A 23,168-nucleotide genomic window follows, 5' to 3' on the forward strand; every position below is an offset into this window, starting at 1 on the left:
GATGCTGAACGCGCTGAAACCGCAACCTGCCGACAAGATCCTGCAACTGATCCAGATGTTCAAGGACGACCCGCGGGCCACCAAGATCGACCTCGGCGTCGGGGTTTACAAGGACGCGACCGGCCTGACGCCGGTGATGCGGGCGGTGAAAGCCGCCGAAAAGCAGTTGTGGGAGGTCGAGACCACCAAGACCTATACCGGCCTTGCGGGCGAGCCTGCCTATAACGCCGCCATGGCGCAGATGATCCTGGACGGTTGCGTGGCCGCCGACCGCCTCGCCTCGGTCGCGACGCCGGGCGGCACTGGTGCGATCCGGCAGGCGCTGGAGCTGATCAAGCTGGCGGCCCCCGCTGCCACCATCTGGCTGTCCAACCCGACCTGGCCGAACCACCCGTCGATCATCCGCTATCTGGGCATGGCGATGACCGAATACCGCTATTTCGATGCCAGCACGGGCACGGTGGATTTCGCCGGGATGCTGGCCGACCTCGCAGGCGTGAAACCCGGCGACGTGGTGCTGCTGCACGGGTGCTGCCACAACCCCACCGGCGCCAACCTGACGCTGGACCAGTGGGCGCAAGTGGCTGACCTTCTGAACGCCAAAGCCGCCATCCCCTTCATCGACCTGGCCTATCAGGGCTTTGGTGACGGGCTGGAGGCCGACGCCGCCCCGACCCGGCTGATCGCCAGCCGCTGCCCCGAGGTGCTGATCGCCGCCTCGTGTTCCAAGAACTTCGGCATCTACCGCGAGCGCACCGGCGTGCTGATCGCCATATCGCCCGAGGCCGGCATGCGCGCCACGACCCAAGGCAACCTCGCCTTCCTGAACCGGCAGAACTTCTCCTTCCCGCCTGACCACGGCGCGCGGCTGGTGACGATGATCCTGAACGATCCGCGGCTTACCGCCGAATGGAAGGCGGAACTGGAGGAGGTGCGGCAGAACATGCTGACCCTGCGCCAAAACCTGGCCGACGCACTGCGCGCCGCCACCAACTCCGACCGCTTCGATTTCGTGGCCAGCCATCGCGGCATGTTCTCGCGCCTCGGCCTGACGCCCGAGCAGGTGGAAACCCTGCGCGCCGATCACGGCATCTACATGGTCGGTGACAGCCGCATCAACATCGCGGGCCTGAACGCCAAGACGGTGCCGATCCTGGCCCGCGCCGTGGCCCAAGTGATCGGCTAACTCACCTTTGCACAAATATCCCCGCCGGAGGCTCTGACCCCACCGTCAGGAGCCTCCGGCGGGATATTTGAGAACAGATGAAACCCAGTGCCTTTTCAAGGTTTATCCGCGTCAGCGCCTGCAACGCGGGCTCGATGCCCGCGGCGCAGGCTTCCCCGAACAGCAAAAGCCCGGGCGCGCGATGGCGGCCCGGGCTTTTCCTTCGCCGGTAGCGGGGGGGAGGGCCCCGTCCGGCGACGTGATCCCGGCCGGAGGGGAGGGCCCCCCGGCCGGAACCGATCACATGTTGTAGGCGCGCTCGCCGTGCGAGGCCAGATCGAGGCCCTCGCGCTCGTCTTCCTGTTTCACCCGCAGGCCCATCACCAGCTTGATCACCAGGAACAGCACCAGCGAGCCGATCCCGACGAAGGCCACGGTAAAGCCCACCGCTTTCAGCTGCGCCATGAAGGCAAAGCCCATGTCATAGGGGGCCACCTGCAGCGTGCCGGGAACCGAGGTGTAATCGGCCACCCCTGCCCCGCCCAGCGCCGGGTTGACCAGGATACCGGTCGCCAGCGCGCCGATGATGCCGCCAAGACCATGGATGCCGAACACATCCAGGCTGTCGTCCAGCTTCAGCGCCGACTTGATGTAGGCCACGAACAGGAAGCAGGCCACACCGGCAAACAGCCCCAGCACGATCGACCCCATCGGCCCGGCAAAGCCTGCCGCCGGCGTCACCGCCACCAGACCGGCCACCACGCCCGACACCAGCCCCAGCAGCGACGGCTTGCCCTTCAGCAGCCATTCCGCGAACATCCAGGCCACGCCCGCAGCCGCAGTGGCCACGAAGGTGTTGATGATGGCCAGCGCCGCAATCGAGTTGGACTCGAGGTTGGACCCGGCGTTGAAGCCGAACCAGCCGACCCACAGCAGCGCCGCACCAATCATCGTCATGGTCAGCGAGTGCGGTGCCATGTTGTCCTTGCCGTAGCCGACGCGCTTGCCGGCCACGATGCAGCCCACGAGGCCTGCCACACCGGCGTTGATGTGCACCACGGTGCCACCGGCGAAGTCCAGCGCGCCCCAGTTCCACAGCATGCCGTTGGCCGCCAGATTGGCACTGGCCGCTTCAACCCCGGCAGTATCGCCCGCGGCTTCGGCAATCAGCTTCAGCGTCTGCTGTTCGGCCAGGAAGTCCGGGCCGCCCCACCACCAGACCATATGGGCCATCGGGAAGTAGATCAGCGTCACCCACAGGATCACGAACACCATCAGCGACGAGAACTTGATCCGCTCGGCAAAGGCGCCGACGATCAGCGCCGGAGTGATGCAGGCGAAGGTCATCTGGAAAGCGACAAAGGTGTATTCCGGCAGCCAGACCCCGTTCGAGAAGGTCGGCACCAGCGTCGTTGCATCCACGCCCTTCAGGAACAGCTTCGAGAAGCCGCCAACCCATTGGTCAAGCCCGCCGCCGTAAGAAAACGCCATCGAGTAGCCATAGGTCACCCAGATCAGGCAGACCACCGCGACGATGGCAAACACCTGAGTCAGCATCGACAGCATGTTCTTGGTGCGCACCAGGCCGCCGTAGAACAGCGCCAGACCGGGAATGATCATCAGCAGCACCAGGATGGTCGAGATCGACATCCAGGCCACGTCGCCCTTGTCCACGGCCTTGACGTATTCGTAAAGCACCGGGCCTGCCGCCGCGGCGACCTCGGCCACAGCGGTGGGAACCACCTCGGTGACAGCTTCGGCCACGGCAGTGGTTGCGGCGTCAGTGGCAGCGGCAGCACCAGCTGCGGCATCGGTGACGGCCCCGGCGGCGGTGGTGGCGCCTTCGACGGCACCTTCCACAGCGCCGGTCACGGCTTGGGTGGCCGTATCAGCAGCCTGCTGCGCCCAGGCTGGCAAGCCGATGGCCGCGACCAGCGCGGCAAGGCCTGAAGGTTTCGCAAGGTTTCTCATGGTCGGTCTTTCCCCTTCCCGCACGCGGTCACAGCGCGTCATCATCGGTTTCACCGGTGCGCACCCGCACGGCATGTTCAACGTCCAGCACGAAAATCTTGCCATCACCGATCTTGTCGGTCTTGGCGGTGGCACGGATGGTTTCCACCACCTGATCGGCCAGATTGTCGCTGACCACGATCTCCAGCCGCATCTTCGGCACGAAATTCACGGCATATTCGGCGCCGCGGTAAATCTCGGTATGGCCGGACTGCGTGCCGAAGCCCTTGATCTCGGATACCATCATGCCGCGCACGCCGATGGTGGTCAGCGCCTCGCGGACCTCCTCGAGCTTGAACGGCTTGATTGCTGCAATGATGAGTTTCACCCGGGGCTCCCCTCTGCCAGATTCTGGGCCTTGAGCAGGCCCGCCTGCCAACAGAAGGCGGCTTTCGCAGGTGCAGCACAAGAAAACCCCGGTCGGCGCAGGGGCGACAACAGGCCGATTCCGCACAAAATTCGCACTTTCCGGGCGTGTTGCCGCTTTTTTAGGCGGTGGGTGGAATCGAATCAGACAGCGAAGCTCTCCACATTGCTTGCAACTCGGGATAAGCTGCCGCAAAACCAAGCACCAAACGCGGGCAGTCAGGCATGAGTGGAACAGGTAAGCGGTCAGCACCGCTGGTGGCGGATCGGCGCTACAAGGTGCCGAAGGGCGGCGGTGGCAGCAGCCCGCCGCCGCGCAAGTCCGCGCCCGCACCCCGCAAGCGCAAGCCGCGCCGCCCGGCCCGCCGCCATGGCCTGCTGGTCGGGCTGATCCTGCTGATCTGGCGGGTGATCTGGGGCATCAGCTGGCGGATCGGGCTGACCGTGGCGCTGGTGCTGGCCGGGGCCACCTTCTATTTCCAGCAGCAGTTGCCGGAGCTGAACGCCCTTCTGGATGGCCGGGCCCGCGGCTCGGTCACCATGCTGGACCGCGACGGCAAGGTGTTCGCCTGGCGCGGCGAGACCTTCGGCGGCCAGATCACCTCGGACACCGTCTCTCCCTATCTGCGCAACGCCGTGGTCGCCACCGAGGACAAGCGGTTTTACCACCATTTCGGCGTCAGCCCGCGCGGCATCGCCTCGGCGGTCAGCATCAACCTGGCGGCAGGCCGTGGCCCGCTGGAGGGCAACGGCGGCTCGACCATCACGCAGCAGGTGGCGAAGCTGCTGTGCCTGGGGGTGAAATACGACCCGGCACAGTGGAAAGACGAATCCGCCTACGAGGATGACTGCCGGGCCGGTGGCATCTGGCGCAAGGTCAAGGAGATCCCCTTCGCCCTGGCGATGGAGCTGAAATATTCCAAGGCCGACATCCTGACGATCTATTTCAACCGCGCCTATCTGGGCGCCGGCGCCCGCGGCTTCGAGGCGGCGGCGCAGCGCTATTTCGGCAAGTCGGCCAACGAGGTCAACCCGGCCGAGGCGGCGATGCTGGCGGGGCTGTTGAAGGCACCGTCGAAATACGCCCCCACCAACAACCTCAAACGCGCGCAGGACCGTGCGGCGGTGATCGTCGGGCTGATGCAGGAGCAGGGCTATCTGACCAACGCCGAGGCCGACGCGGCGCTGGCCAATCCGGCGCAACTGTCCGAAGCCGCGGCCACCAAATCGGGCGGCTTCTTTGCCGACTGGGTGATGGAATCCGGCCCCGCCTTCCTGACCCGCGAGACCACCGAGGATGTGATCATCCACACCACGCTGGACCAGCGGCTGCAAAAGGCCACCGAAGACGCGCTGGCCGCCGTGTTCGATACCAAGGTGCGCGAAGGCTCGCAGGCGCAGGCGGCCATCGTGGTGATGTCGGCCGACGGGGCAGTGCGTGCCATGGTGGGCGGGCGCAAGATCGCCGAGGCAGGCTCGTTCAACCGCGCCACGCAAGCGCTGCGCCAGACCGGATCGGCCTTCAAACCCTTCGTCTATGCCGCCGCCATGGACAACGGCTACAACCCGGCGGATTACGTGATGGACAGCCCGCTGACCATCAACATCCGCGGCTCCGGCCCCTGGACACCCTCGAACTACGACAATGAATTCAAGGGCATGATCACGCTGACCCAGGCCCTTGCCGAAAGCCGCAACATCCCGGCGGTGCGGATATCCGAGGCGATGGGCCGCGACACCGTGCGCCGCATCGCCGCCGGGTTCGGCTTGAAAAGCGATCTGGCGGCGGGGCCTGCACTGGCGCTGGGCGCCTCCGAGGCGACGCTCTTGGACATGACGGGCGCCTATGCGGGCATCCTGAACGGCGGCAGTTCGGTGAAACCTTACGGCCTGATCGACCTGCGGCTGCAGGGCGAACAGGAACCGCTGATCGGTCAGGGCGGCGGCATCGGCGAGCGGGTGATCTCGCCCGAGGCGGCGCAGCTTCTGACCTACATGATGATGCAGGTGATCGAAAAGGGCACCGGCAAGCGGGCGCGGCTGGAGGGGCGGCAGGTGGCGGGCAAGACCGGCACCACGCAAGCCGCGCGCGACGCCTGGTTCATCGGTTTCACCGCCGATTATGTGGCGGGTGTCTGGATGGGATACGACGACAACAAGCCGCTGACCGGCGTCACCGGCGGCGGCCTGCCGGCCGAGATCTGGCACGAGGTGATGGTGCGGGTGCATGAAGGCCTGCCCGCGCGGCCCCTGTCGGTGATCGTGCCGACATACCGTGCCCCGCCGAACTCCGGCACCGCCAGCACCGCGCCGGTGGCCCCGCAGGCGCAGCAACCCCCGCAGGCGCAGCAACCGCAGCCCGATCAGCGGGTTGATCCGGTCGAGCAGGTGCTGCGCGACGTGCTGGGCACTCTGGGCGGCAACAACTGACCGGAATGAAAAAGCCGGGTGCGGTTCGGCACCCGGCGGTTTTGTGCTGCGGCAGGCCGGCCCGGATCAGAGCCTTTTCAGATCCTCGATCAACCCATTGATGTCGCCCCGGCGGGCGTCCAGCATCGCGCCGACCTCGGTGCGTTCCGACGCCAGCATGTTGACGCCTTCGATGATGATGTTGAAAAACAGGTCCTTGCCGGACTTGTTGGACACATGCCAGCGCAGATCGAACGGCGCCTCGCCCCGAAGATGCGCCACCGAGATCACTTCGTAAAAGCTTTTCATCGGCCTGGCATCGACAACCTCGATCCGCCCGCCGATGAATTCACGGAAGCGGCGGCCGTATTTGCGGCTGATGTAGCCCTCGTAGGCCTTGGTGAAAGAGGCCATCTGCCCGGCACTGGCCGATCTTGCGGCCACGCCCAAAGCGGTGCGGGCAATCACCGGCACATCGGCATAGCGGTGGAAGATCCGCTCGAAGTCCGGAAACATCGCACTTTCCGACTTGCCGGAGTTGATCACCGAGTTGACCTCGCTGATCGCCCGGTCGATCAGGGCCCGCGCGGTGTTGATGTCCAGCGCGAGGACAGGCCGCGGCAGCATCAGCATCGCCGCACCACAGACAAGACCGCCGACAAGGCTGCGGCGGGTCAGGCCGATCTGAAATTCACTGGGCATAGGGATCCTCGATATCTTCGACTGCCACCGCCTGCCCCAGATCGAAGCGGCGCTTTTGCAGATACAGCAAACGCATCTGGGCATAGCTGTCAGCACTACCATAAAGCACCGAGTCGACCGTAGACGAAAACCGCTGGCGATCACCAAGTTTTGAAGCGAACTTCGCCACGGTGCCGACATAGCTTTCAGGTTTCTGCAACACCAGCGACAGCGGGTTCAACATCAGGTCCACCACCTTGCCGGCCGTGTCGCGTTCGGTCGATGGCCCCAGCAGCGGCAGTTCGACATAGGCCCCCTCGCCCAGGCCCCAGACATGCAGGGTCTCGCCAAAGTCGGTGCGTTTTCCCGGCAAACCGATCGCCGTCGCCGGATCGAACAGCCCGCCGATGCCCACCGTGGTGTTCAGCACAAAGCGCAGCGTGTTCTCGACCGCACGGTCCGGCCGGACCTGCAACAGGCCGTTGGCCACTTCGCCCGGCAGATCGAGGTTCGAAGCGAAATTGGTGACGCCGCGCCGCAGCGGCTCGGGCAGACCCTTGCCATAGGCATTGGCGAACGGGGCCACCAGAGCCTTGTCGGCCGCCAGGTTGAAGGCGTGGACCTGACGGTTGGCTGCTTCGTTGGGGTCCCAGATCGTCGCGGAAGGCGGCGGGGCCGCACAAGCCGCAAGCAGCAAAAGCGCTGCGGCAACCGTGGCGCTGCGCCGCTGTGACCGCCTGCCTTGAACCATCCCTGTCAATGCCGGTACCCCCGTCAGATTTCCATGCTCCATTCACGCAAAATAAGGGAATGGCAGGTCATTTTGTTCCAACGCTTACGCAGCCTTGTTGCGCAACACAACTGGCAAGCGTAACAATGGGGCAATTATGCCGAACAGTCCGTTTTTTTGCCGCCCCATCAGGAAAGTGCCCGCATGAGCCGCAACATTCTTGGCGCAGGCCTTGCAGAACTGCGTGCGGCAAGGCGCGAATCCTTCGCCTTGATCGGGGCTGTGCTGATCTTCAGCGTCGTGGTCAATATCCTGATGCTGACCGGCCCGCTTTACATGTTGCAGATCTATGACCGCGTGCTGGGCAGCCGGTCGCGCGAAACCCTGATCGGGCTTTCCTTGCTGGTGATGTTCCTGTTTCTGGTCATGGGCATCCTTGACCATGTGCGCGGCCGCATCATGGCGCGGGTCGGTGCGCGGTTTCAGGACAGGCTGGACCGGCGGGTGTTTCAGGCCTCGTTGCGGCGGTTGCAACTGGCGCCGGGCGATCCTGCCGCCGTCGCCGGCCAGCGCGATCTGGAGGCGGTGCAGCGGCTGTGGTCCTCGCCGGTGCTGATCGCGCTGTTCGACATTCCCTGGACACCGCTGTTCATTGCTGCGGTCTTCGTGTTCCACCCCTGGATGGGCTGGATGGCGGTGGCGGGCGGCGCGTTTCTGGTGGCTGTCACCATCCTCAACCAACGGCTGACCCAGGGGCCGATGCACCGCGCCACCATGGCCACGCTGCAGGCCGAACGCATGGGCGACAACATCAAGTCCGAGGCCGAGGTGGTGCAGGCGCTGGGCATGACCGGCAGCGCCTTTGACCGCTGGCAACGGGCGCGGGGCGTGGCGCTGGCGCAAAGCATCAGCGTGGCCGATCTGGGCGGCGCGTTTTCAACCCTGTCGAAAACCTTCCGGCTGTTCCTGCAATCGGCGATGCTGGGCCTGGGGGCCTGGCTGGTGCTGAAGGGCGAGTTGAGCTCTGGCGCGATGATCGCAGGCTCGATCCTGATGGGCCGCGCGCTGGCCCCGATCGAGATGGCGGTGGGCCAATGGTCGGTGGTGCAGCGGGCGCAGGAAGGCTGGGGCCGTCTGGCCGAGTTGTTCACCCGTATCCCGCCCGAAGTCAGCCACACCGCCCTGCCGCGGCCCCGCGCGGTGCTGGAAGCGCAGGGTCTGACCGTGGTGCCCCCCGGTGATCAGCAGGCGGTGCTGCGCGCGGTCAGTTTCCGGCTGGAGCCCGGGCAGGCGCTGGGGGTGATCGGGCCGTCGGGATCGGGCAAATCGACGCTGGCGCGGGCGCTGATCGGGGCGTGGAAACCGGCGGGCGGCAAGGTGCGGCTGGATGGTGCCACGCTGGAGCAATACGACCCGGATGTGCTGGGCAGCTATATCGGCTACCTGCCGCAGCGGGTGGCGCTGTTTGACGGCACGGTGGCCGAGAACATCGCCCGGCTGCAAGGCAACCGCGATGATGCCATGGTCGTGGCCGCCGCCAAGCGCGCCGCGGCGCACGACATGATCCTGGGCCTGCCGGAAGCCTATGATACCCGCGTCACCAGCCTGGGCGGGCGGCTGTCGGGTGGCCAGATCCAGCGCATCGGCCTGGCGCGGGCCATGTATGGCGACCCGGTGATCCTGGTGCTGGACGAGCCGAATTCCAACCTCGACAATGACGGGTCCATGGCGCTGAACCTGGCGATCCGCGCCATGAAAGCTGCGGGCGGTTCGGTGCTGATCATGGCGCACCGGCCCGCAGCCATTCAGGAATGTGACCTGCTGATGGTGATGGACAACGGCATGCGCACCGCCTTCGGCCCGCGCGACACCGTGCTGCGCGAAATGGTCAAGAACCATACCGAGATCGTGAAAAGCGCCGGCCCCGGAGGCGTGACATGACCGGGGTGCCCCCTGCCGCCGGCAAACCCGTCTGGTCGGCCACCCGGCCGCTTGTGGTCGGCTTTCTGACGCTGGCCGTGCTGTTTGGCGGCTTCGGTCTGTGGAGCGTCAGCACCAACATCGCGGGTGCCATCGTCACCTCGGGCCAGATCGAGGTCGAGCAGAACCGTCAGGTGGTGCAGCACCCCGATGGCGGCGTGGTGGCCGAGATTGCGGTGGCCGAAGGCGATACCGTGCAGGCGGGCGATCTGCTGCTGCGGCTGGACGGTGCCACGATCCATTCCGAACTGGCCATCGTCGAGGGGCAGCTTTATGAAATGCTGGCCCGCCGCGCCCGGCTGACCGCCGAACGCGATGATGCCGAAGCGCCGCAGTTTCCGCCTGAACTGACGGCCGCCGCAACTGCCCGCGCCGATGTGGCCGAATTGATGGACGGCCAGTTGCGGCTGTTTAACGCCCGCCGCGATTCGCTGGCCCGTCAGGGCGACCAGTTGGCCGAGCGGCAAAAGCAGATCGAAAGCCAGATCACCGGCATCACCGCCCAGAACGATGCGCTGACCACGCAACTGGCGCTGATCCGTCAGGAACTCGCCGATCAGCAGCAATTGCTGGACAAGGGGCTGGCGCAATCGGGCCGGGTGCTGGCCTTGCAACGTGAAGAGGCGCGGATGCGCGGCCAGGTGGGCGAGCTGACCGCCTCGGCGGCACAGGCCGGCCAGCAGATCACCGAAACCCGCATCCAGATCCTGCGGCTTGCCGCCGACCGCCGCGAAGAGGCCAGCACCCAGCTGCGCGACATCGGCAGTCAGGAACTGGAACTGGTGGAACGCCGCCGCGCCTTGGTGGAACGGGTGGCGCGGCTGGAGATCAGGGCCCCGGTGTCGGGCATCGTGCTGGGCTTGCAGGTCACCACGCCGCGCGCCGTGCTGCGCCCCGCCGACCCGGTGCTGTATCTGATCCCGCAGGACCGGCCGCTGATAATCGCCGCACAGGTGCCGACCATCCACATCGACCAGGTGCATGCGGGGCAGGAAGTGCGCCTGATGTTTTCGGCGTTTTCGGCCCGCACCACGCCCCAACTCAACGGCCATGTCGCGGTGGTTTCTGCCGATGCGCTGGTGGATCCTAAAAGCCAGACCAGCTATTACCGGGCCGAGATCGTGCTGGACCCGGGCGAGCAGCAAAAGTTGCAGGGCTTGACCCTGCTGCCCGGCATGCCGGTCGAGGCGTTCATCCGCACCGATGACCGCACGCCGCTGGCCTATCTGCTGAAACCCTTCACCGACTACTTCAACCGCGCCTTCCGCGAAACCTGATGCGGGCTTGCCGCCCTGCCCTGCCCCGGCTAGCCTGCCGCCAAATCAGGAGGCTGCCATGACCACGATCGACTCTCGCCTTGAAGCCCTTGGCGTCACCCTGCCCGCGGCCCCGGCGCCTGCGGCCAATTATGTGCCCTATGTGCTGGCGGGAAAACTGCTGCACGTCTCGGGCCAGATCAGCCAGAACGAGGCCGGGCTGATCAAGGGCAAGCTGGGCGCCGATCTGGCCGTGGAACAGGGGGCCGAGGCCGCCCGCCGCTGCGCCATCAGCCTGCTTGCGCAACTGCGTGCCGCCTGTGACGGCGATTTCGGCCGCCTGAAACGGGTGGTGAAACTCACGGGCTTCGTGAACTCCACCGCCGATTTCACCGACCAGCCCAAGGTGATCAACGGGGCTTCGGATTTTCTGGTGGCGGTGCTGGGTGATGCCGGTCGCCACGCCCGCTCGGCGGTGTCGGCGGCGTCCTTGCCGCTGGGCGTCGCGGTCGAGATTGACGCCATCTTCGAGCTTTCCTGATGCCCGTCGTCGCGCTTCCGCAAGCGTTTCTGCACATCCCGCTGGCACATCGCGCCCTGCACGACCGCAGTCAGCGCCGCCCGGAAAACTCGCCCGCCGCCATTCGCGCGGCCGTGGCGGCAGGCTATGGCATCGAGATCGACGTGCAACTGTCAGCCGACGGTCAGGCCATGGTGTTCCACGACGACGACCTTGACCGGCTGACCGCCGAGAAAGGCCCGCTGCATGCCCGCAGCGCCGCCGACCTGGGCCGGATTTTGCTGCATGACAGCGATGACGGCATCCCGACCCTGCCGCAGGTGCTTGCCCTGGTTGCCGGTCGCGTGCCGCTGCTGATCGAGATCAAGGATCAGGACCGCATGTCCGGCCCGGTCAAGGGTGTGCTGGAAGCCGCCACCGCCAAAGCCCTTGCCAGCTACCACGGCCCGGCGGCGGTGATGTCGTTCAACCCGCACAGCATCATCGCCATGGCCGCCCTCGCCCCCGCCATTCCGCGCGGCCTGACCACCTGCGGCTTTGACCCGAAGGAATGGGCGCCGATGCCGGAAGTCCTGTGCGCCGCCTTGCGCGAAATCCCCGATTTCACCCGCGCCGAGGCCAGCTTCATCAGCCACGACTGGACCGACCTCGACCGCCGCCGCGTGACCGACCTGAAGGCGCAAGGCACGCCGATCCTGTGCTGGACCATCAAATTCCCCACCGCCGAGGCCTTCGCCCGCAAGATCGCCGACAACATCACCTTTGAAGGCTACGCGGCGCCGTTCACGGCCTGAGGCGTCGCCCGCGTCCGGGCGGGGTGGCCGCCACTTCCGCCAGCCGCCGCACCGCCAGCCAGCTTGCCACCGCCATCAGCCCGGCGGTGGCCAGGCACAGCGGCAGGCCGCCGATCTGGTAGCTGAGGCCCGACAGCAGCGTGCCCAGCAGGCGGCCAGCGGCGTTGGCCATGGAGTAAAAGCCAGCGTGGCAAAGGCATGTGCGGCGCGGTTGTGTTCGATATTTCCTGAATACCGGAATATTTACCGGTCTCAAGTGAAGCTTTCACGACAAAGGGGCCCTGCGATGGGCTGTCCAGCACCAACGCGATGCCGCCAAGGCCCTGCTGGCGCGGCGCAGGATGACCGGCGCAATGCGCAAGGGGGGCCGCGGCGATCCGGCCTGTGCCGTCAGGCGGTTGCGGGTGCCGGCTTGCGGGCGACGATGTAGGGGTTCTGGCGGTGGGCGCCGAAACAGCGTTGGTCCACCACCTCGAAACCGGCGTCATCAATCGCCTGCTGCAACTGCGGGATACGCAGCGAATTTGCGGCGGGAAACATGCCGAACGTCCGCAGCACCCGAAACAGCAGGCGCAGCTTCAGCCCCATGTCGGCAAAACACCAGGTCTTGCTGATCAGCAGGCCGCCGGGCCGCAGGTTGGCATGGATGCCGGCCAGAATACCGGGCAGATCGTTGACCAGATGCAGGACGTTAAGCGCGAGGATCGCATCGAACGGGCCGCCATCAAAGGCGTGTTCGGCATTGCGCACGACGAAGCGCAGATTGTCGGGCGCGGGCTTGGCTTGGGCGATCCGGATCATCTCGGCCGAGAAATCCGTGGCGGTGAAGCTCGCAACCGCCGGGGCCAGATGGATCGCCGTGCCGCCGGTGCCGCAGCCGATTTCCAGCACCTTGTCGCCCGGTTGCAGCCGCGATGCGGCATCGGCCAGCAGCGCCTCGTAGGCGGCGGTGTCCTTGATCGGCCGGGCGGCATAGCGGTCGGCGATCCGGTTCCAGAACTTCTGGTTCTTGTCCACTGTCACGGCTGTATCCTTTGGAAGCGGTGCGGCGCGATCAGCCCGCAGGTCGGGATTGACGGGTGCCGCATGCTGGCTCAGGCGGTTTCAATTTCGCTGCAATTGCGCCGCAAGCCATCTGCCACCTTCAGCAGCCCGCTCAGGCCGCAATTTCCTTTCACCAGATCTTCCAGCGTCACCATGTCCATCTCGTGGTAGAAGGCCTCGACCGCGCGCGCGACATAGCTGCGCAACCGGCAGGTCGTGGACAGCGGACAGGTGTTGGTGTCGGGGTCAAAACATTCGGCAAAGGGCGTGCCGGACTCGAATGTCCGGAACACCTCGCCCATCGACACTTGCGCGGGCGGGCGTGTCAGATGCAACCCGCCGCTGCGGCCCCGGACGGTTTCGATGAAACCGTTGGTGTGCAGCGCGTTCACCACCAGCAGCAGGTGATTGAGCGATGCGTTGCAGGCCCGCGCGATCTCGGCGGTGCGCAGCGTCACGCCTTCGTTCACCGCACAGGCCATCAGGACGCGGGCCGCAAGGTTGGTCTTGGTGGTCAGGCGCATCAAAGTCGCTTTCGGGCTGAAACTTTTCCGGTGCTAGGGCACGGGGGTCAGGGCTGTCCTTGATGCAGATCAGGCCGGACCCAGGCCACACTTGATAACTGGCATCTGGAATAATAGTTTAAGCAGTAACGTGGATCAGAACCCGAAGCAATATCCTGTCAGCGATCCGGCAAGCGACCCGCTGCTGGCCCCCGGTCGGCGGCGGATGCGGCGCGCGGCGGTGCTGTCGGTGCTGGCAGGGCTTTTGTGGCCGGTGCAGGCGGCGGTGGTTGCCTGGGCTGTCGGCGGGCTGCTGACCGGGGCCGATGCCTCGGCGCTGAAGGCGGTGCTGCTGTTTGGCGGGGTCGGACTGTTGCGCGTGGTGCTGGGCTACGGCGCCGAGGCGCAGGCGCAGGCGGCGGCCCGTGCCGTCGTGACCGCCGCCCGCGCCCGCATCGTCGCAACCGAGGCGGCCCGGACAGGCGAAAGCGGCTTTGGCGGCGCGGGCAGCCTTACGGCGCTGGCGGTCGAAAAGCTGGACCTGCTGGCCCCCTATGTCACCCGCTATGCCCCGGCGCGGGCACGGGTGATGGTGCTGCCGCTGGTCATTCTGGCGCTGGCGTTCTGGCAATCCTGGGCTGTCGGCTTGGTGCTGCTGGTCAGCGGTCCGCTGATCCCGGTGTTCATGGCGCTGATCGGCCTTGCCGCCAAGGAGGCCAGCGCGCGGCAGATGGCCGAGATCGGCACCCTGAACGATTTTCTGGTCGAACGGCTGTCGGCGCTGGTGGATATCCGGCTGTTGGGCGCGGGCGATGCCGTGCTTGGGTCTTTTGCAGCACAGGCGGGCGATTTGCGGCGGCGCACCATGGCGGTGCTGCGGGTGGCGTTCCTGTCGTCCACGGTGCTGGAGTTGTTTGCAGCCATCGGCGTGGCGATGGTTGCGGTCTATGTCGGGTTTTCCTTGCTGGGGGCGCTGGAATTCGGGGCCTGGGGCGGCGCTGTCAGCCCCGAGGCGGGGATTTTCCTTTTGCTGCTGGCGCCCGAGTTTTACCAGCCGCTGCGCGATCTGTCGGCGGCCTGGCACGACAAGGCCGCCGCCGATGCGGTGCTGGACGAGATGGCGGCCTGGCAGGATGAACCGCGCCCGGCCCTGCCCGGAACCGGCGGGCCTGCCGCGCATCTGGCCGGGCCTGCAAGCATCGCGCTGCATGATTGCGTCACGCCCTCGGGCCGCGCCTTGCCGGCGATTGCCATCGCGGCGGGCGAACGGGTGGCGCTGGTGGGCGGCAGCGGGGCGGGCAAGACCACGGTGCTGCGGCTGATGGCGGGGCTGGAGCTGCCCGATCAGGGGCGCGTGATCGTGGCAGGCCAGCCGCTGACGGCGGCCAACGCCGATGGCTGGCGGGCAAGGCTGGGCTGGATGCCGCAAGCGCCGCATTTCCTGACCGCCAGCCTGCGCCAGAATCTGACGCTTGGGCGCGCGGGCGATCTGGAGGCGGCCTTGCGCACGGCGGGCATTGCCGATGCCGTCGCCGCCCTGCCGCAGGGGCTTGCCACCCGGCTGGGCGAGACCGGGGCCGGGCTGTCGGGCGGCGAGGCGCGGCGCATCACCCTGGCGCGGGCGGTTTTTGGCGCGCCCGACGTGATCCTGGCCGACGAGCCGACCGCCGATCTTGACGCGGCAACTGCGCAGATCGTGGCCGATGGCCTGCTGGCCGAAGCCGCACGCGGTGCCACGCTGGTGGTGGCCACGCATGACCGGGCGCTGGCTGCGCAGATGGACCGGGTCATTGATCTGGGGCATCTGGCATGACGGCACTTTGGGCGATCTTCCGGCTGATCCTGCGCGACCAGCGCAGCGCCTTGCTGCGCGGTGCAGCCCTCAGCCTGCTGGTGCTGGTGATGGGCGCGGCGCTGCTGGGCCTGTCGGGCTGGTTCATCACCGCCGCCGCCGCCGCCGGTCTGGCCGGAGCCGGTGCGGTGTTCGACGTGTTCCGCCCCTCGGCCATGGTGCGGTTTCTGGCGCTGGGGCGGGCCGCGGCGCGCTATGGCGAACGGCTGCTGACCCATGACGCCACCCTGCGGGCGCTGGAAAGCTTGCGGTTGCGGGTGCTGGCCGCACTGGTCGCGGCAGAGTATCTGCGGATGATCCGGGTGCGCGGGGCGCAGGCGCTGAACCGGCTGACGGCGGATATCGACGCCCTGGACGGGGTGCCGTTGCGGCTGATGCTGCCGCTGATTGCCGGGGTGGCAGCGCAGTTGCTGGCGCTGGCGGTCTTGTGGATACTGGTCGCCCCGGTCGTCGCGGTCTGGATTGTTGCGGGCTATCTGGTTGGTGCCGCACTGATTTTCGGCGGCATGGCCCGGGTCGCCATGCCGCTGTCACGCCGGGCCGAGGTGGCGGCACAGGCGTTCCGGGCGCGGCTGATCGACCTGATCCGGGCCCGGCGCGATCTGGCGGTCTATGGCCGGCTGACCGCGCAGGCAAAGGACGTGATGGCTGCCGAGGCGCGGGGGCTGGACCTGCGCTGCCAGTTGGACCAGGCCGAACGGCGGGCCGGGGCGGCGCTTGGCCTGCTGGCAACCGCGGTTGCTGCCGGGGCGCTGGGGATCGGCATGACGCTGGTGCAGGCCGGGCGGATCGCGCCGGGTTTTGCCGCACTGGGGTTCTTTGCGGCGCTGGCGCTGGCTGAAACGCTGGCACCGTTGCGGCGCGCGGTGGCGGATCTTGGGCGCATGGCCGATGCGGCCCGCCGGGTCCGCCGCGATCTGGCCCAGCCCTTGCCCGCCCAGCCCTTGCACACCCAGCCCTTGCCCGCAGATACCGATGGCGGCACCGATGGCGCGAGCGGGTTTGCGCTGCGGGTCAGCGGCGTGACCCTGCATCGCCCGGGGACCAGCCTGCCGGTGGTCTCGGGGCTTTCGTTCACCGTGGCACCGGGCGAAACCGTGGCGATCACCGGGGCCAGCGGCACCGGAAAATCGACCTTGCTGCTGGCCATCGCGGGGCTGCAACCGCTGGCTGCGGGGCAGATCAGCCTGGGCGGCTGGGCGGTTGCGGACTGGCCAGAGGCCGACCTGCGGGCGGGCCTGACCCTGCTGCCGCAACGCAGCACGCTGATGGCCGGAACCGTGGCCGAGGCGCTGCGGCTGGCCGGCCCCGCCGAGGACGCGCACCTGTGGCAGGTGCTGGCGGCCGTGCAGATGGACGGGATCATCCGCGAACGCGACGGCCTGGCCGCCCGGATCGGCCCGCGCGGTGAAGGATTTTCCGGCGGCGAGGCGCGGCGTCTGGCGCTGGCGCGCACGCTGCTGCGCCACCCGCGGATTTTGCTGCTGGATGAGCCGACCGAAGGTCTGGACGATACCACCGCCCGCGCCGTCTTGCAGGGGGTGCGGCAGCTTCTGCCCGACGCGGCCCTGCTGATCGCGGCACATCGGCAGGCAGAGACGGCCTTCGCTGACCGGGTGCTTGCGCTTTCTTAACATGTAAATTTCACACCAGTTTTTGATCTGAATCAAGGTTTGGTATGGCGCGGTCAATCACTATATTTGGAATTGAGACTTTGTATCGCAAGGATTCGCCCTGCGATAACTGGAGCTAAAGATATGGAATTCGGTATCGTCGAGCTGTCACGGCTGCAATTTGCCATGACGGCCATGTATCACTTTCTCTTCGTGCCGCTGACCCTGGGTCTGTCGATCCTGGTGGCGATCATGGAGACGGTTTATGTCATGACCAACCGACCCGTCTGGCGCCAGATGACCAAATTCTGGGGCACGCTGTTCGGGATCAACTTCGTCCTCGGCGTCGCCACCGGCATCACCATGGAGTTCCAGTTCGGCATGAACTGGAGCTACTACAGCCACTATGTCGGCGACATCTTCGGCGCGCCGCTGGCGATCGAGGGGCTGATGGCCTTCTTTCTTGAGGCCACCTTTGTCGGGTTGTTCTTCTTTGGCTGGGACAAGCTGAGCAAACAGGCCCACCTGACAGTGACCTGGCTGGTGGCCATCGGGTCGAACTTCTCGGCGCTGTGGATCCTGATCGCCAATGGCTGGATGCAGAACCCGGTGGGTGCCGAGTTCAACCCGCAGACCATGCGGATGGAGATGACCGATTTCTTCGCCGTCCTGTTCAACGAGGTGGCGCAGGCAAAATTCGTGCACACCGTCTCGGCGGGCTATGTCACGGCTTCGGTCTTTGTGATCGGGGTTTCGGCCTGGTATCTGCTGAAGGGGCGGCACATCGAACTGGCACGGCGCTCGATCACCGTGGCCGCGGCCTTTGGTCTGGCCTCGGCGTTCTCGGTGGTGCTGCTGGGCGACGAGTCCGGCTATTCGGCCACCCACAGCCAGAAGATGAAACTGGCGGCGATCGAGGCGATGTGGGAAACCCACGAGGCGCCTGCCCCGTTCAACCTGATCGGTTTCCCGGATCAGGAAGCGCGCGAGACCCATTATGCCATCCAGATTCCCTGGGCGATGGGTCTGATCGGCACCCGGTCGCTGACCACGGAAATTCCGGGGATCAACGATCTGGTGGCGCAGGCCGAAACCCGGATCCGCTCGGGTCTGATTGCCTATGACGCGCTGATGCACATCCGCGAGATGCGCGATGCGGCAGACCCCGCCGTGACGGCCACCTTCGAAGAACATTCGGCGGACCTTGGCTTTGCCTTCCTTTTGAAGAAATACGTCGAAGACCCGCGCACGGCGACCGAAGCGCAGATCGTTGCGGCCTCGAACGACACGGTGCCGACGGTCTGGCCGCTGTTCTGGGCCTTCCGTGTGATGGTGGCGCTTGGCTTTGGTTTCATCGCCACGATGGCCTATTTCTTCTACCGCGCCTCGTTCAAGGGCATGGACTTTCCGCGGCCGGCGTTGTGGCTGGCGGTGGTGATGATCCCGGCGCCGTGGATTGCCGCCGAGATGGGCTGGTTCGTGGCCGAGTTTGGCCGCCAACCCTGGACGGTGGACGGCATACTGCCCACGGCGATGTCGGTTTCCGCGCTGTCGATGACCGAAGTGGCGCTGACGCTGGCCGGGTTCGTGCTGTTCTACACCGCGCTGTTCATCATCGAGATGGGCCTGATGCTGAAATACATCCGCAAGGGCCCGTTCCAGGATGTTCTGGAAACCGACGCCTGGGTTCAGCGTCACCATGACCGGCTGGCCGGACGGCGCAACGCCGACGCCATCGCCACGCCCGCGGAGTAATCGCCATGATCTTGCACGAATTGCTGAGTTACGAACTGCTTCGGGTGATCTGGTGGGGGCTGCTGGGCGTCTTGCTGATCGGGTTCGCGCTGACTGACGGGTTCGACATGGGGGTGGGCGCGCTGCTTCCCTTTGTCGGCAAGACCGATGTCGAACGGCGGGTGGCGATCAACACCGTCGGCCCGGTCTGGGAGGGCAACCAGGTTTGGTTCATCCTGGGCGGTGGTGCGATCTTTGCCGCCTGGCCGCCGCTTTATGCGGTGTCGTTCTCGGGCTTCTATCTTGCGATGTTCGTCGTTCTGGCGGCCTTCATCGTGCGGCCCGTGGCGTTCAAATACCGCTCGAAGCGCGACGATCCGCGCTGGCGGTCGGCCTGGGATTGGGCGCTGTTCGTGTCGGGTGCGGTGCCGGCGCTGCTGTTCGGCGTGGCCGTCGGCAACGTCATACAGGGTGTGCCGTTCCACTTCACCGACGACCTCCATTCGATCTACGACGATGTGTGGTACATGAAGTTTCTTGGCCTGCTGGACCCGTTCTCGATCCTGGCGGGCGTGGTGTCGCTGGCCATGCTGGTGATGCATGGCGCTGCCTGGCTGACGCTGAAGGCCGAAGGGGCCGTGCAATGGCGGGCGCGGTCGATCGGCTCGGTTGCCGCACTGGTTGCGGTTGCGGCCTATGCGGCGGCCGGGGTCTGGCTGGCCTTCGGGATCGAGGGCTACCGCATCGTCGGTGATTATGTGACCGGTGGCCCGTCGAACCCGCTGCACTTCGAGGTCGAGAAAACCGCCACCTGGCTGACCGCCTACGCTGACCGCCCCTGGATCATCGTGGCCCCGGCCATGGGTATTCTTGGCGGGCTGCTGACCTTCTTCGGCCTGCGGGCCGGGCGCGAGGTTTCCACGCTGCTGTTCTCGAAAATGGCGATCCTGGGGGTGATTTCCTCGGTCGGTCTGACGATGTTTCCCTTCATCATGCCATCGTCCTCTGACCCGCAATCGTCGCTGACGGTGTGGAACAGTTCGTCCTCGCATTTGACGCTGTTCATCATGCTGATCTGCGCGCTGATCTTCATGCCGCTGATCCTGATGTACACCGCCTGGGTTTACAAAGTGCTGTGGGGCAAGGTCACCGAGGCCGACGTCACCGACAACTCCCACTCGGTCTATTGACCGGAAAGGACTGAAATCATGTGGTATTTCGCCTGGCTTCTGGGGCTTCCGCTGGCCGCCGTCTTTGCCGTGATGAACGCGATGTGGCTGGAGTTGAAGGAAGACGAGAAGATATTGAACCGCGACGGCTCGACACCGTCGCGCCCTGCGCGGCGCTGACCGCGCCGGCATGTCGGCAAAACGCCAGCGACCCGCTGCTTTGCCGACAGGACCTTTTCATCCGATCGGGGCCGGTTTTCCGGGCAATCTTGCGGATCGCAACGCGACGCCGCAACCGCAGGGTTCGAATGATGTCTTGAAACCCCGTGTTGACCCCATCGTTGCCCCCGTCGATCACGGCGAGGGGGCAAGGGCAGATGGGTCAGTTATTCCTGGAACCATGCCGGACCTTGGGCAAATTAAGCATATAAATCAACAAACCCATCAGAAAAAGATGTCCGACAGTTCCTGCGCGGCCTTGGGTGCCGCCTCGGCAACTGGAACAGACTCGGCCTCCGGTGCGCCGAAAAACCTCGCATGAAGGTCGCGTTCCTGCTGCATGGTATAGGTCCGCCATGCCGTGGCAAGCAGCGCTTCAGAACGGGATAGATGGTGGGTGTTTCTCTGGCTGGCCCAACGGTCCAGTGCCAGCGCGGTCAGTTCGAGAGAGGCAAAAGCGTTGGAATGGGCCGCCAGCGCCTTGATTCCCTCGGTGACTTCGCTCGCCGCATGGCCCTGCTGGAGGTGCACCGCCATCTCGAAGGCGTCAACTTTCGCCTCGATCCCGGCCAGATCGTCGCACAGGGTCTGACCAACAGTTGCCAGTTCCAGCAATTCTTCCCCGAAGCCGCCCGACAGATCGTCGCGCGTCAGATCGGCAATCTGACCCATCTTGTGCAGACCGACCTTCATCTCACCAAACAGCCGTGCGGCATGGCCGGCAAGATCACGCAGTTGGACTGAAATTTCCTTCAAGGCGGCCCCCTTGAGGCCAAGCTGCGAACAGGCAATCACCGCATTCATGCCGATCCTGTCCATTCGGTCCTGGATATCGTTCACCTCGCTGAGGAGATTGAGCAGGGAAGCCAGGCCAGAGCTCAGCCCTCCAGACAGGTTGAGGAAGTGTTCCTGGGTCGAACGGCATTGCCGCATGGCATTCTGCAAGACCCCAAGGTTGTATTGAAGGCTGACGGCAAGCCTTTCACGCTCGCCGCCGCCACCACTCATGGCACTTCGACCGATGATGGCGGTTTCATGATGTGCCCGATGCAAGGCGTCACGCGCGACGGAAATGGAGGCCAGATGCTGGGTTTTGGTGTTGCGAATCTGCGCGGCCGCGAGCGTCAGGATCTGCGCGCCGGGGGCCATGTCGCGGTCAAGATCGGTTGCCGCGGCCTGCAGGAAATGCGCGACATGCTCCAGGCGCTGCCGCGTGGCATCGCCGATCTGCAATGCCATTGCCGCCGTTGCAACCGCCCCCTGTTCGCTGCGAACATGCTGCATCAGGGCGCTGCCCTCGGTATTCGATTGGGCCAATGCAGTGCCGAACTGATCAAGATCGCCGCAAAGGTTGCCAATCGAGCGCAATCGCTGCGCGCCAAGGATGTGCTGCAGTTCTGCCGAAACCGCCTCGACTGCCGCCATGCGCAAACGCATGGAGCCCATCATCCTTGAAATTTCGGCAATGACGGTGCCCGCTTCGCTGACCAGCCCGGTCGCCGCCTCGGTGAAGGTGTTCAGCGCTGCGTTGCCGCCCCCCAGCGCCGCCGCGTTGACCCGCGCGTTCAGTGCGACGACCGACATCGTGCGCACGACCCAATGCAAGTCGCGCATGCCGGTGTCCAGGGATCGGGATCTTGCCGCCAGTTCGGAGACATGGTTGACCAGAATCATGGTCTTGTCCGCGGCCTGCCCCGCCAGATGCGTCAACCGCTTGGCCTTGTCGATCACCGTGCCAAAGGCGCCGTTGTCGGACGCGGTTGCAAGGCCGGTCATCGGCTCTGTCAGGGCCTCGAACCGCTGCACCGCACTTTCAAGGCCCTGGCCTGCGCGCAAGAACACCTCTTCCGTGGATTGTGCCAGCCTTGCGATGCCATCGGTCAGGCGACGCAGGCTGCTGGCAGAAAGCGGTTCGCGTCGTTCTGCCCCGTCCCAGCGCAAGTCCCGCGCCGTAGCCTGCCGATTCTGCTGCAACTCCTTCATGCCCGATCCTTCGCAGCGGCAGTCCGCAATTCGGAGAAACCGGCGATTTCTGCGGCAATGCGGCCCAATGGCACGATCTTGGCCACGCCGCCACGCGCCACCGCTTCGCCGGGCATGCCGTAAACCACGCAACTGGCCTCGTCCTGCGCCAGGGTGAAGGCGCCTGCGGCCCGCATCTCGGCCAGACAGCGGGCGCCATCGTCGCCCATCCCGGTCATGATGATGCCCATGGCATTTGCCCCTGCGGCCTGCGCGGCCGAGCGGAATACCACATCGACCGACGGCCGGTGGCGACTGACACATGGCCCGTCCTGAATGGCAATGCGGTATTGCATTGACGAGCGGCGCAACAGCATGTGGTAGTTGCCGGGGGCAATATACACATGCCCTTGTTGCAGTATGTCGCCATCCTTGGCCTCGCTGACCGTCACCCGGCACAGGGTGTTCAGGCGTTTGGCGAAAGCGGCGGTGAAATGTTCGGGCATGTGCTGCACGATGATCACCGGCGGCGTGGCTTCGGGCAGCACGGTCAGCAGATCTTTCAGTGCTTCGATCCCGCCGGTCGAGGCGCCGATCACGATCACCGGCGGTGTGGTCGGCACCGCGCGCGGCGGCAGCGGCGGCAGGATCACGTCGGCCAGCAGTTTTTCGCCCGGTGCCAGCGATGCCGCCGCCCGCTGTGGCTTGCGCAGACCGGGCAGCCGTGCGCGCGATTGCACCGCCGCCCGCAGCGCGTCGCCGATGCGGACCGCCGCCTCTTGCCGCTGCACCAACCCGTCGAGCTTCGGCTTTTCCAGCACTTCGGCGGCGCCAAGGTCCAGCGCCTTCATCATCGCCTCGGACCCCGAACCGGCGTGGCTGGAACAGACCACCACCGGAATCGGCCGCTGCGACATGATCTTCTTCAGGAAGGTCAGCCCGTCCATCTTCGGCAGTTCAAGGTCCAGCAGCATCACGTCGGGGATTTCGGCCCGCATCATCTCGACCGCCGCAAAGGGATCGGGGGCAGCCCCCATCAGCGAAAGGCCGGGGTCGGCGGCGATGATCGACGAAAACGCCGCCCGGATCGAGGCGCTGTCGTCCACGATCATCACGCGCAGGGCGTTGGGGTCTTTGGGCAGGCTGGCCTGGGTCATGGCG

19 protein-coding genes and 1 pseudogene are annotated in these 23,168 nt (G+C 65.9%); 11 read left to right on the top strand and 9 right to left on the bottom strand.

Features of this window, described 5'->3' with window-relative positions; genetic code table 11:
- Position 1 precedes the first annotated feature (1 nt).
- The gene (locus RSW2DRAFT_RS14610; protein WP_040672349.1) at positions 2-1,186 is read left to right on the top strand and encodes an amino acid aminotransferase; all 1,185 of its coding nucleotides are present in this window, start codon (positions 2-4) and stop codon (positions 1,184-1,186) included.
- Between the two features lie 279 nt (positions 1,187-1,465).
- On the opposite strand, the gene RSW2DRAFT_RS14615 is transcribed toward RSW2DRAFT_RS14610, so the two are convergent.
- Positions 1,466-3,136, bottom strand: coding sequence for an ammonium transporter (locus RSW2DRAFT_RS14615; protein ID WP_008032292.1), 1,671 nt, complete (start codon positions 3,134-3,136; stop codon positions 1,466-1,468).
- A gap of 28 nt (positions 3,137-3,164) precedes the next feature.
- Complete coding sequence (locus RSW2DRAFT_RS14620; RefSeq protein WP_008032294.1) at positions 3,165-3,503, bottom strand: P-II family nitrogen regulator; 339 nt, start codon at positions 3,501-3,503, stop codon at positions 3,165-3,167.
- A 263-nt stretch (positions 3,504-3,766) separates the two neighbouring features.
- Between RSW2DRAFT_RS14620 and RSW2DRAFT_RS14625 the strand changes: the two genes are divergently transcribed.
- Entirely contained in the window at positions 3,767-5,971 is a 2,205-nt protein-coding gene (locus RSW2DRAFT_RS14625; protein WP_008032296.1) for a transglycosylase domain-containing protein, read from the top strand.
- Positions 5,972-6,037: 66 nt separating this feature from the next.
- On the opposite strand, the gene RSW2DRAFT_RS14630 is transcribed toward RSW2DRAFT_RS14625, so the two are convergent.
- Together RSW2DRAFT_RS14630 and RSW2DRAFT_RS14635 are read right to left on the bottom strand one after the other, a co-directional pair.
- Positions 6,038-6,652: an MlaC/ttg2D family ABC transporter substrate-binding protein gene (locus RSW2DRAFT_RS14630; RefSeq protein WP_008032297.1), complete on the bottom strand. Its 615-nt coding sequence runs from the start codon at positions 6,650-6,652 to the stop codon at positions 6,038-6,040.
- Positions 6,642-7,382, bottom strand: a complete 741-nt coding sequence (locus RSW2DRAFT_RS14635; protein ID WP_156790748.1) for an MlaA family lipoprotein — start codon at positions 7,380-7,382, stop codon at positions 6,642-6,644. Before RSW2DRAFT_RS14635 ends, RSW2DRAFT_RS14630 begins: the two co-directional genes overlap by 11 nt.
- Positions 7,383-7,565: 183 nt before the next feature.
- Between RSW2DRAFT_RS14635 and RSW2DRAFT_RS14640 the strand changes: the two genes are divergently transcribed.
- From RSW2DRAFT_RS14640 to RSW2DRAFT_RS14655, 4 genes are read left to right on the top strand one after another with little or no spacing between them, the layout of a single operon-like run.
- Positions 7,566-9,302: a type I secretion system permease/ATPase gene (locus RSW2DRAFT_RS14640; RefSeq protein ID WP_008032299.1), complete on the top strand. Its 1,737-nt coding sequence runs from the start codon at positions 7,566-7,568 to the stop codon at positions 9,300-9,302.
- Entirely contained in the window at positions 9,299-10,618 is a 1,320-nt protein-coding gene (locus tag RSW2DRAFT_RS14645) for an HlyD family type I secretion periplasmic adaptor subunit (RefSeq protein WP_008032300.1), read from the top strand. The genes RSW2DRAFT_RS14640 and RSW2DRAFT_RS14645 overlap by 4 nt, the downstream gene beginning before the upstream one ends.
- 58 nt (positions 10,619-10,676) lie before the next feature.
- Positions 10,677-11,138, top strand: a complete 462-nt coding sequence (locus RSW2DRAFT_RS14650; protein ID WP_008032301.1) for a RidA family protein — start codon at positions 10,677-10,679, stop codon at positions 11,136-11,138.
- Entirely contained in the window at positions 11,138-11,911 is a 774-nt protein-coding gene (locus RSW2DRAFT_RS14655; RefSeq protein ID WP_008032302.1) for a glycerophosphodiester phosphodiesterase family protein, read from the top strand. The genes RSW2DRAFT_RS14650 and RSW2DRAFT_RS14655 overlap by 1 nt, the downstream gene beginning before the upstream one ends.
- Here the strand turns inward: RSW2DRAFT_RS14655 and RSW2DRAFT_RS14660 are convergent.
- The 3 genes and pseudogenes from RSW2DRAFT_RS14660 to RSW2DRAFT_RS14670 form a co-directional block, all read right to left on the bottom strand.
- Positions 11,901-12,095, bottom strand: a pseudogene (locus RSW2DRAFT_RS14660) (organoarsenical effux MFS transporter ArsJ); the annotation flags it as partial. The gene RSW2DRAFT_RS14655 and the pseudogene RSW2DRAFT_RS14660 overlap by 11 nt on opposite strands.
- A gap of 206 nt (positions 12,096-12,301) precedes the next feature.
- On the bottom strand, positions 12,302-12,934 hold the full coding sequence (locus tag RSW2DRAFT_RS14665; protein ID WP_008032307.1) for a class I SAM-dependent methyltransferase: 633 nt from the start codon (positions 12,932-12,934) through the stop codon (positions 12,302-12,304).
- Between the two features lie 71 nt (positions 12,935-13,005).
- Positions 13,006-13,479 carry an RrF2 family transcriptional regulator gene (locus tag RSW2DRAFT_RS14670; RefSeq protein WP_008032308.1) on the bottom strand — a complete coding sequence of 158 codons (474 nt, stop codon included), beginning with the start codon at positions 13,477-13,479 and terminating at the stop codon, positions 13,006-13,008.
- A gap of 130 nt (positions 13,480-13,609) precedes the next feature.
- Here RSW2DRAFT_RS14670 and cydD point away from each other — a divergent pair, with 130 nt between their 5' ends.
- The 5 genes from cydD (at position 13,610) to cydX (ending at position 20,006) form a co-directional block, all read left to right on the top strand.
- Positions 13,610-15,271, top strand: a complete 1,662-nt coding sequence (gene cydD, locus RSW2DRAFT_RS14675) for a thiol reductant ABC exporter subunit CydD (RefSeq protein WP_008032311.1) — start codon at positions 13,610-13,612, stop codon at positions 15,269-15,271.
- Positions 15,268-16,944: an amino acid ABC transporter ATP-binding/permease protein gene (locus tag RSW2DRAFT_RS14680; RefSeq protein ID WP_008032313.1), complete on the top strand. Its 1,677-nt coding sequence runs from the start codon at positions 15,268-15,270 to the stop codon at positions 16,942-16,944. The genes cydD and RSW2DRAFT_RS14680 overlap by 4 nt, the downstream gene beginning before the upstream one ends.
- A gap of 123 nt (positions 16,945-17,067) precedes the next feature.
- Complete coding sequence (locus RSW2DRAFT_RS14685; protein ID WP_008032316.1) at positions 17,068-18,678, top strand: cytochrome ubiquinol oxidase subunit I; 1,611 nt, start codon at positions 17,068-17,070, stop codon at positions 18,676-18,678.
- Between the two features lie 5 nt (positions 18,679-18,683).
- Entirely contained in the window at positions 18,684-19,847 is a 1,164-nt protein-coding gene (cydB, locus tag RSW2DRAFT_RS14690; protein WP_008032318.1) for a cytochrome d ubiquinol oxidase subunit II, read from the top strand.
- 18 nt (positions 19,848-19,865) lie between these two features.
- Positions 19,866-20,006 carry a cytochrome bd-I oxidase subunit CydX gene (gene cydX, locus RSW2DRAFT_RS14695; protein ID WP_008032320.1) on the top strand — a complete coding sequence of 47 codons (141 nt, stop codon included), beginning with the start codon at positions 19,866-19,868 and terminating at the stop codon, positions 20,004-20,006.
- A gap of 264 nt (positions 20,007-20,270) precedes the next feature.
- Here the strand turns inward: cydX and RSW2DRAFT_RS14700 are convergent, their stop codons facing one another.
- Together RSW2DRAFT_RS14700 and RSW2DRAFT_RS14705 are read right to left on the bottom strand one after the other, a co-directional pair.
- On the bottom strand, positions 20,271-21,821 hold the full coding sequence (locus RSW2DRAFT_RS14700; protein ID WP_156790749.1) for a hypothetical protein: 1,551 nt from the start codon (positions 21,819-21,821) through the stop codon (positions 20,271-20,273).
- Positions 21,822-22,024: 203 nt separating this feature from the next.
- A complete protein-coding gene (locus tag RSW2DRAFT_RS14705) occupies positions 22,025-23,164 on the bottom strand; it encodes a protein-glutamate methylesterase/protein-glutamine glutaminase (RefSeq protein ID WP_008032324.1) in 1,140 nt (379 codons plus the stop codon).
- Between the last annotated feature and the right edge of the window lie 4 nt (positions 23,165-23,168).

The organism is Rhodobacter ferrooxidans (assembly GCF_000176015.1).
In the GTDB taxonomy this organism is placed as follows: Bacteria; Pseudomonadota; Alphaproteobacteria; order Rhodobacterales; family Rhodobacteraceae; genus Pseudorhodobacter_B; species Pseudorhodobacter_B ferrooxidans.

Coding starts and splice junctions, on each gene's coding strand:
- RSW2DRAFT_RS14685 (WP_008032316.1), top strand. CDS start 17,068: ATGGAATTCGGTATCGTCGAGCTGTCACGGCTGCAATTTGCCATGACG.
- RSW2DRAFT_RS14615 (WP_008032292.1), bottom strand. CDS start 3,136: ATGAGAAACCTTGCGAAACCTTCAGGCCTTGCCGCGCTGGTCGCGGCC.
- RSW2DRAFT_RS14630 (WP_008032297.1), bottom strand. CDS start 6,652: ATGCCCAGTGAATTTCAGATCGGCCTGACCCGCCGCAGCCTTGTCGGC.
- RSW2DRAFT_RS14625 (WP_008032296.1), top strand. CDS start 3,767: ATGAGTGGAACAGGTAAGCGGTCAGCACCGCTGGTGGCGGATCGGCGC.
- RSW2DRAFT_RS14635 (WP_156790748.1), bottom strand. CDS start 7,382: ATGGTTCAAGGCAGGCGGTCACAGCGGCGCAGCGCCACGGTTGCCGCA.
- RSW2DRAFT_RS14640 (WP_008032299.1), top strand. CDS start 7,566: ATGAGCCGCAACATTCTTGGCGCAGGCCTTGCAGAACTGCGTGCGGCA.
- RSW2DRAFT_RS14610 (WP_040672349.1), top strand. CDS start 2: ATGCTGAACGCGCTGAAACCGCAACCTGCCGACAAGATCCTGCAACTG.
- RSW2DRAFT_RS14705 (WP_008032324.1), bottom strand. CDS start 23,164: ATGACCCAGGCCAGCCTGCCCAAAGACCCCAACGCCCTGCGCGTGATG.
- cydB (WP_008032318.1), top strand. CDS start 18,684: ATGATCTTGCACGAATTGCTGAGTTACGAACTGCTTCGGGTGATCTGG.
- RSW2DRAFT_RS14680 (WP_008032313.1), top strand. CDS start 15,268: ATGACGGCACTTTGGGCGATCTTCCGGCTGATCCTGCGCGACCAGCGC.
- RSW2DRAFT_RS14700 (WP_156790749.1), bottom strand. CDS start 21,821: ATGACCGGCCTTGCAACCGCGTCCGACAACGGCGCCTTTGGCACGGTG.
- cydX (WP_008032320.1), top strand. CDS start 19,866: ATGTGGTATTTCGCCTGGCTTCTGGGGCTTCCGCTGGCCGCCGTCTTT.
- RSW2DRAFT_RS14655 (WP_008032302.1), top strand. CDS start 11,138: ATGCCCGTCGTCGCGCTTCCGCAAGCGTTTCTGCACATCCCGCTGGCA.
- RSW2DRAFT_RS14645 (WP_008032300.1), top strand. CDS start 9,299: ATGACCGGGGTGCCCCCTGCCGCCGGCAAACCCGTCTGGTCGGCCACC.
- RSW2DRAFT_RS14670 (WP_008032308.1), bottom strand. CDS start 13,479: ATGCGCCTGACCACCAAGACCAACCTTGCGGCCCGCGTCCTGATGGCC.
- RSW2DRAFT_RS14650 (WP_008032301.1), top strand. CDS start 10,677: ATGACCACGATCGACTCTCGCCTTGAAGCCCTTGGCGTCACCCTGCCC.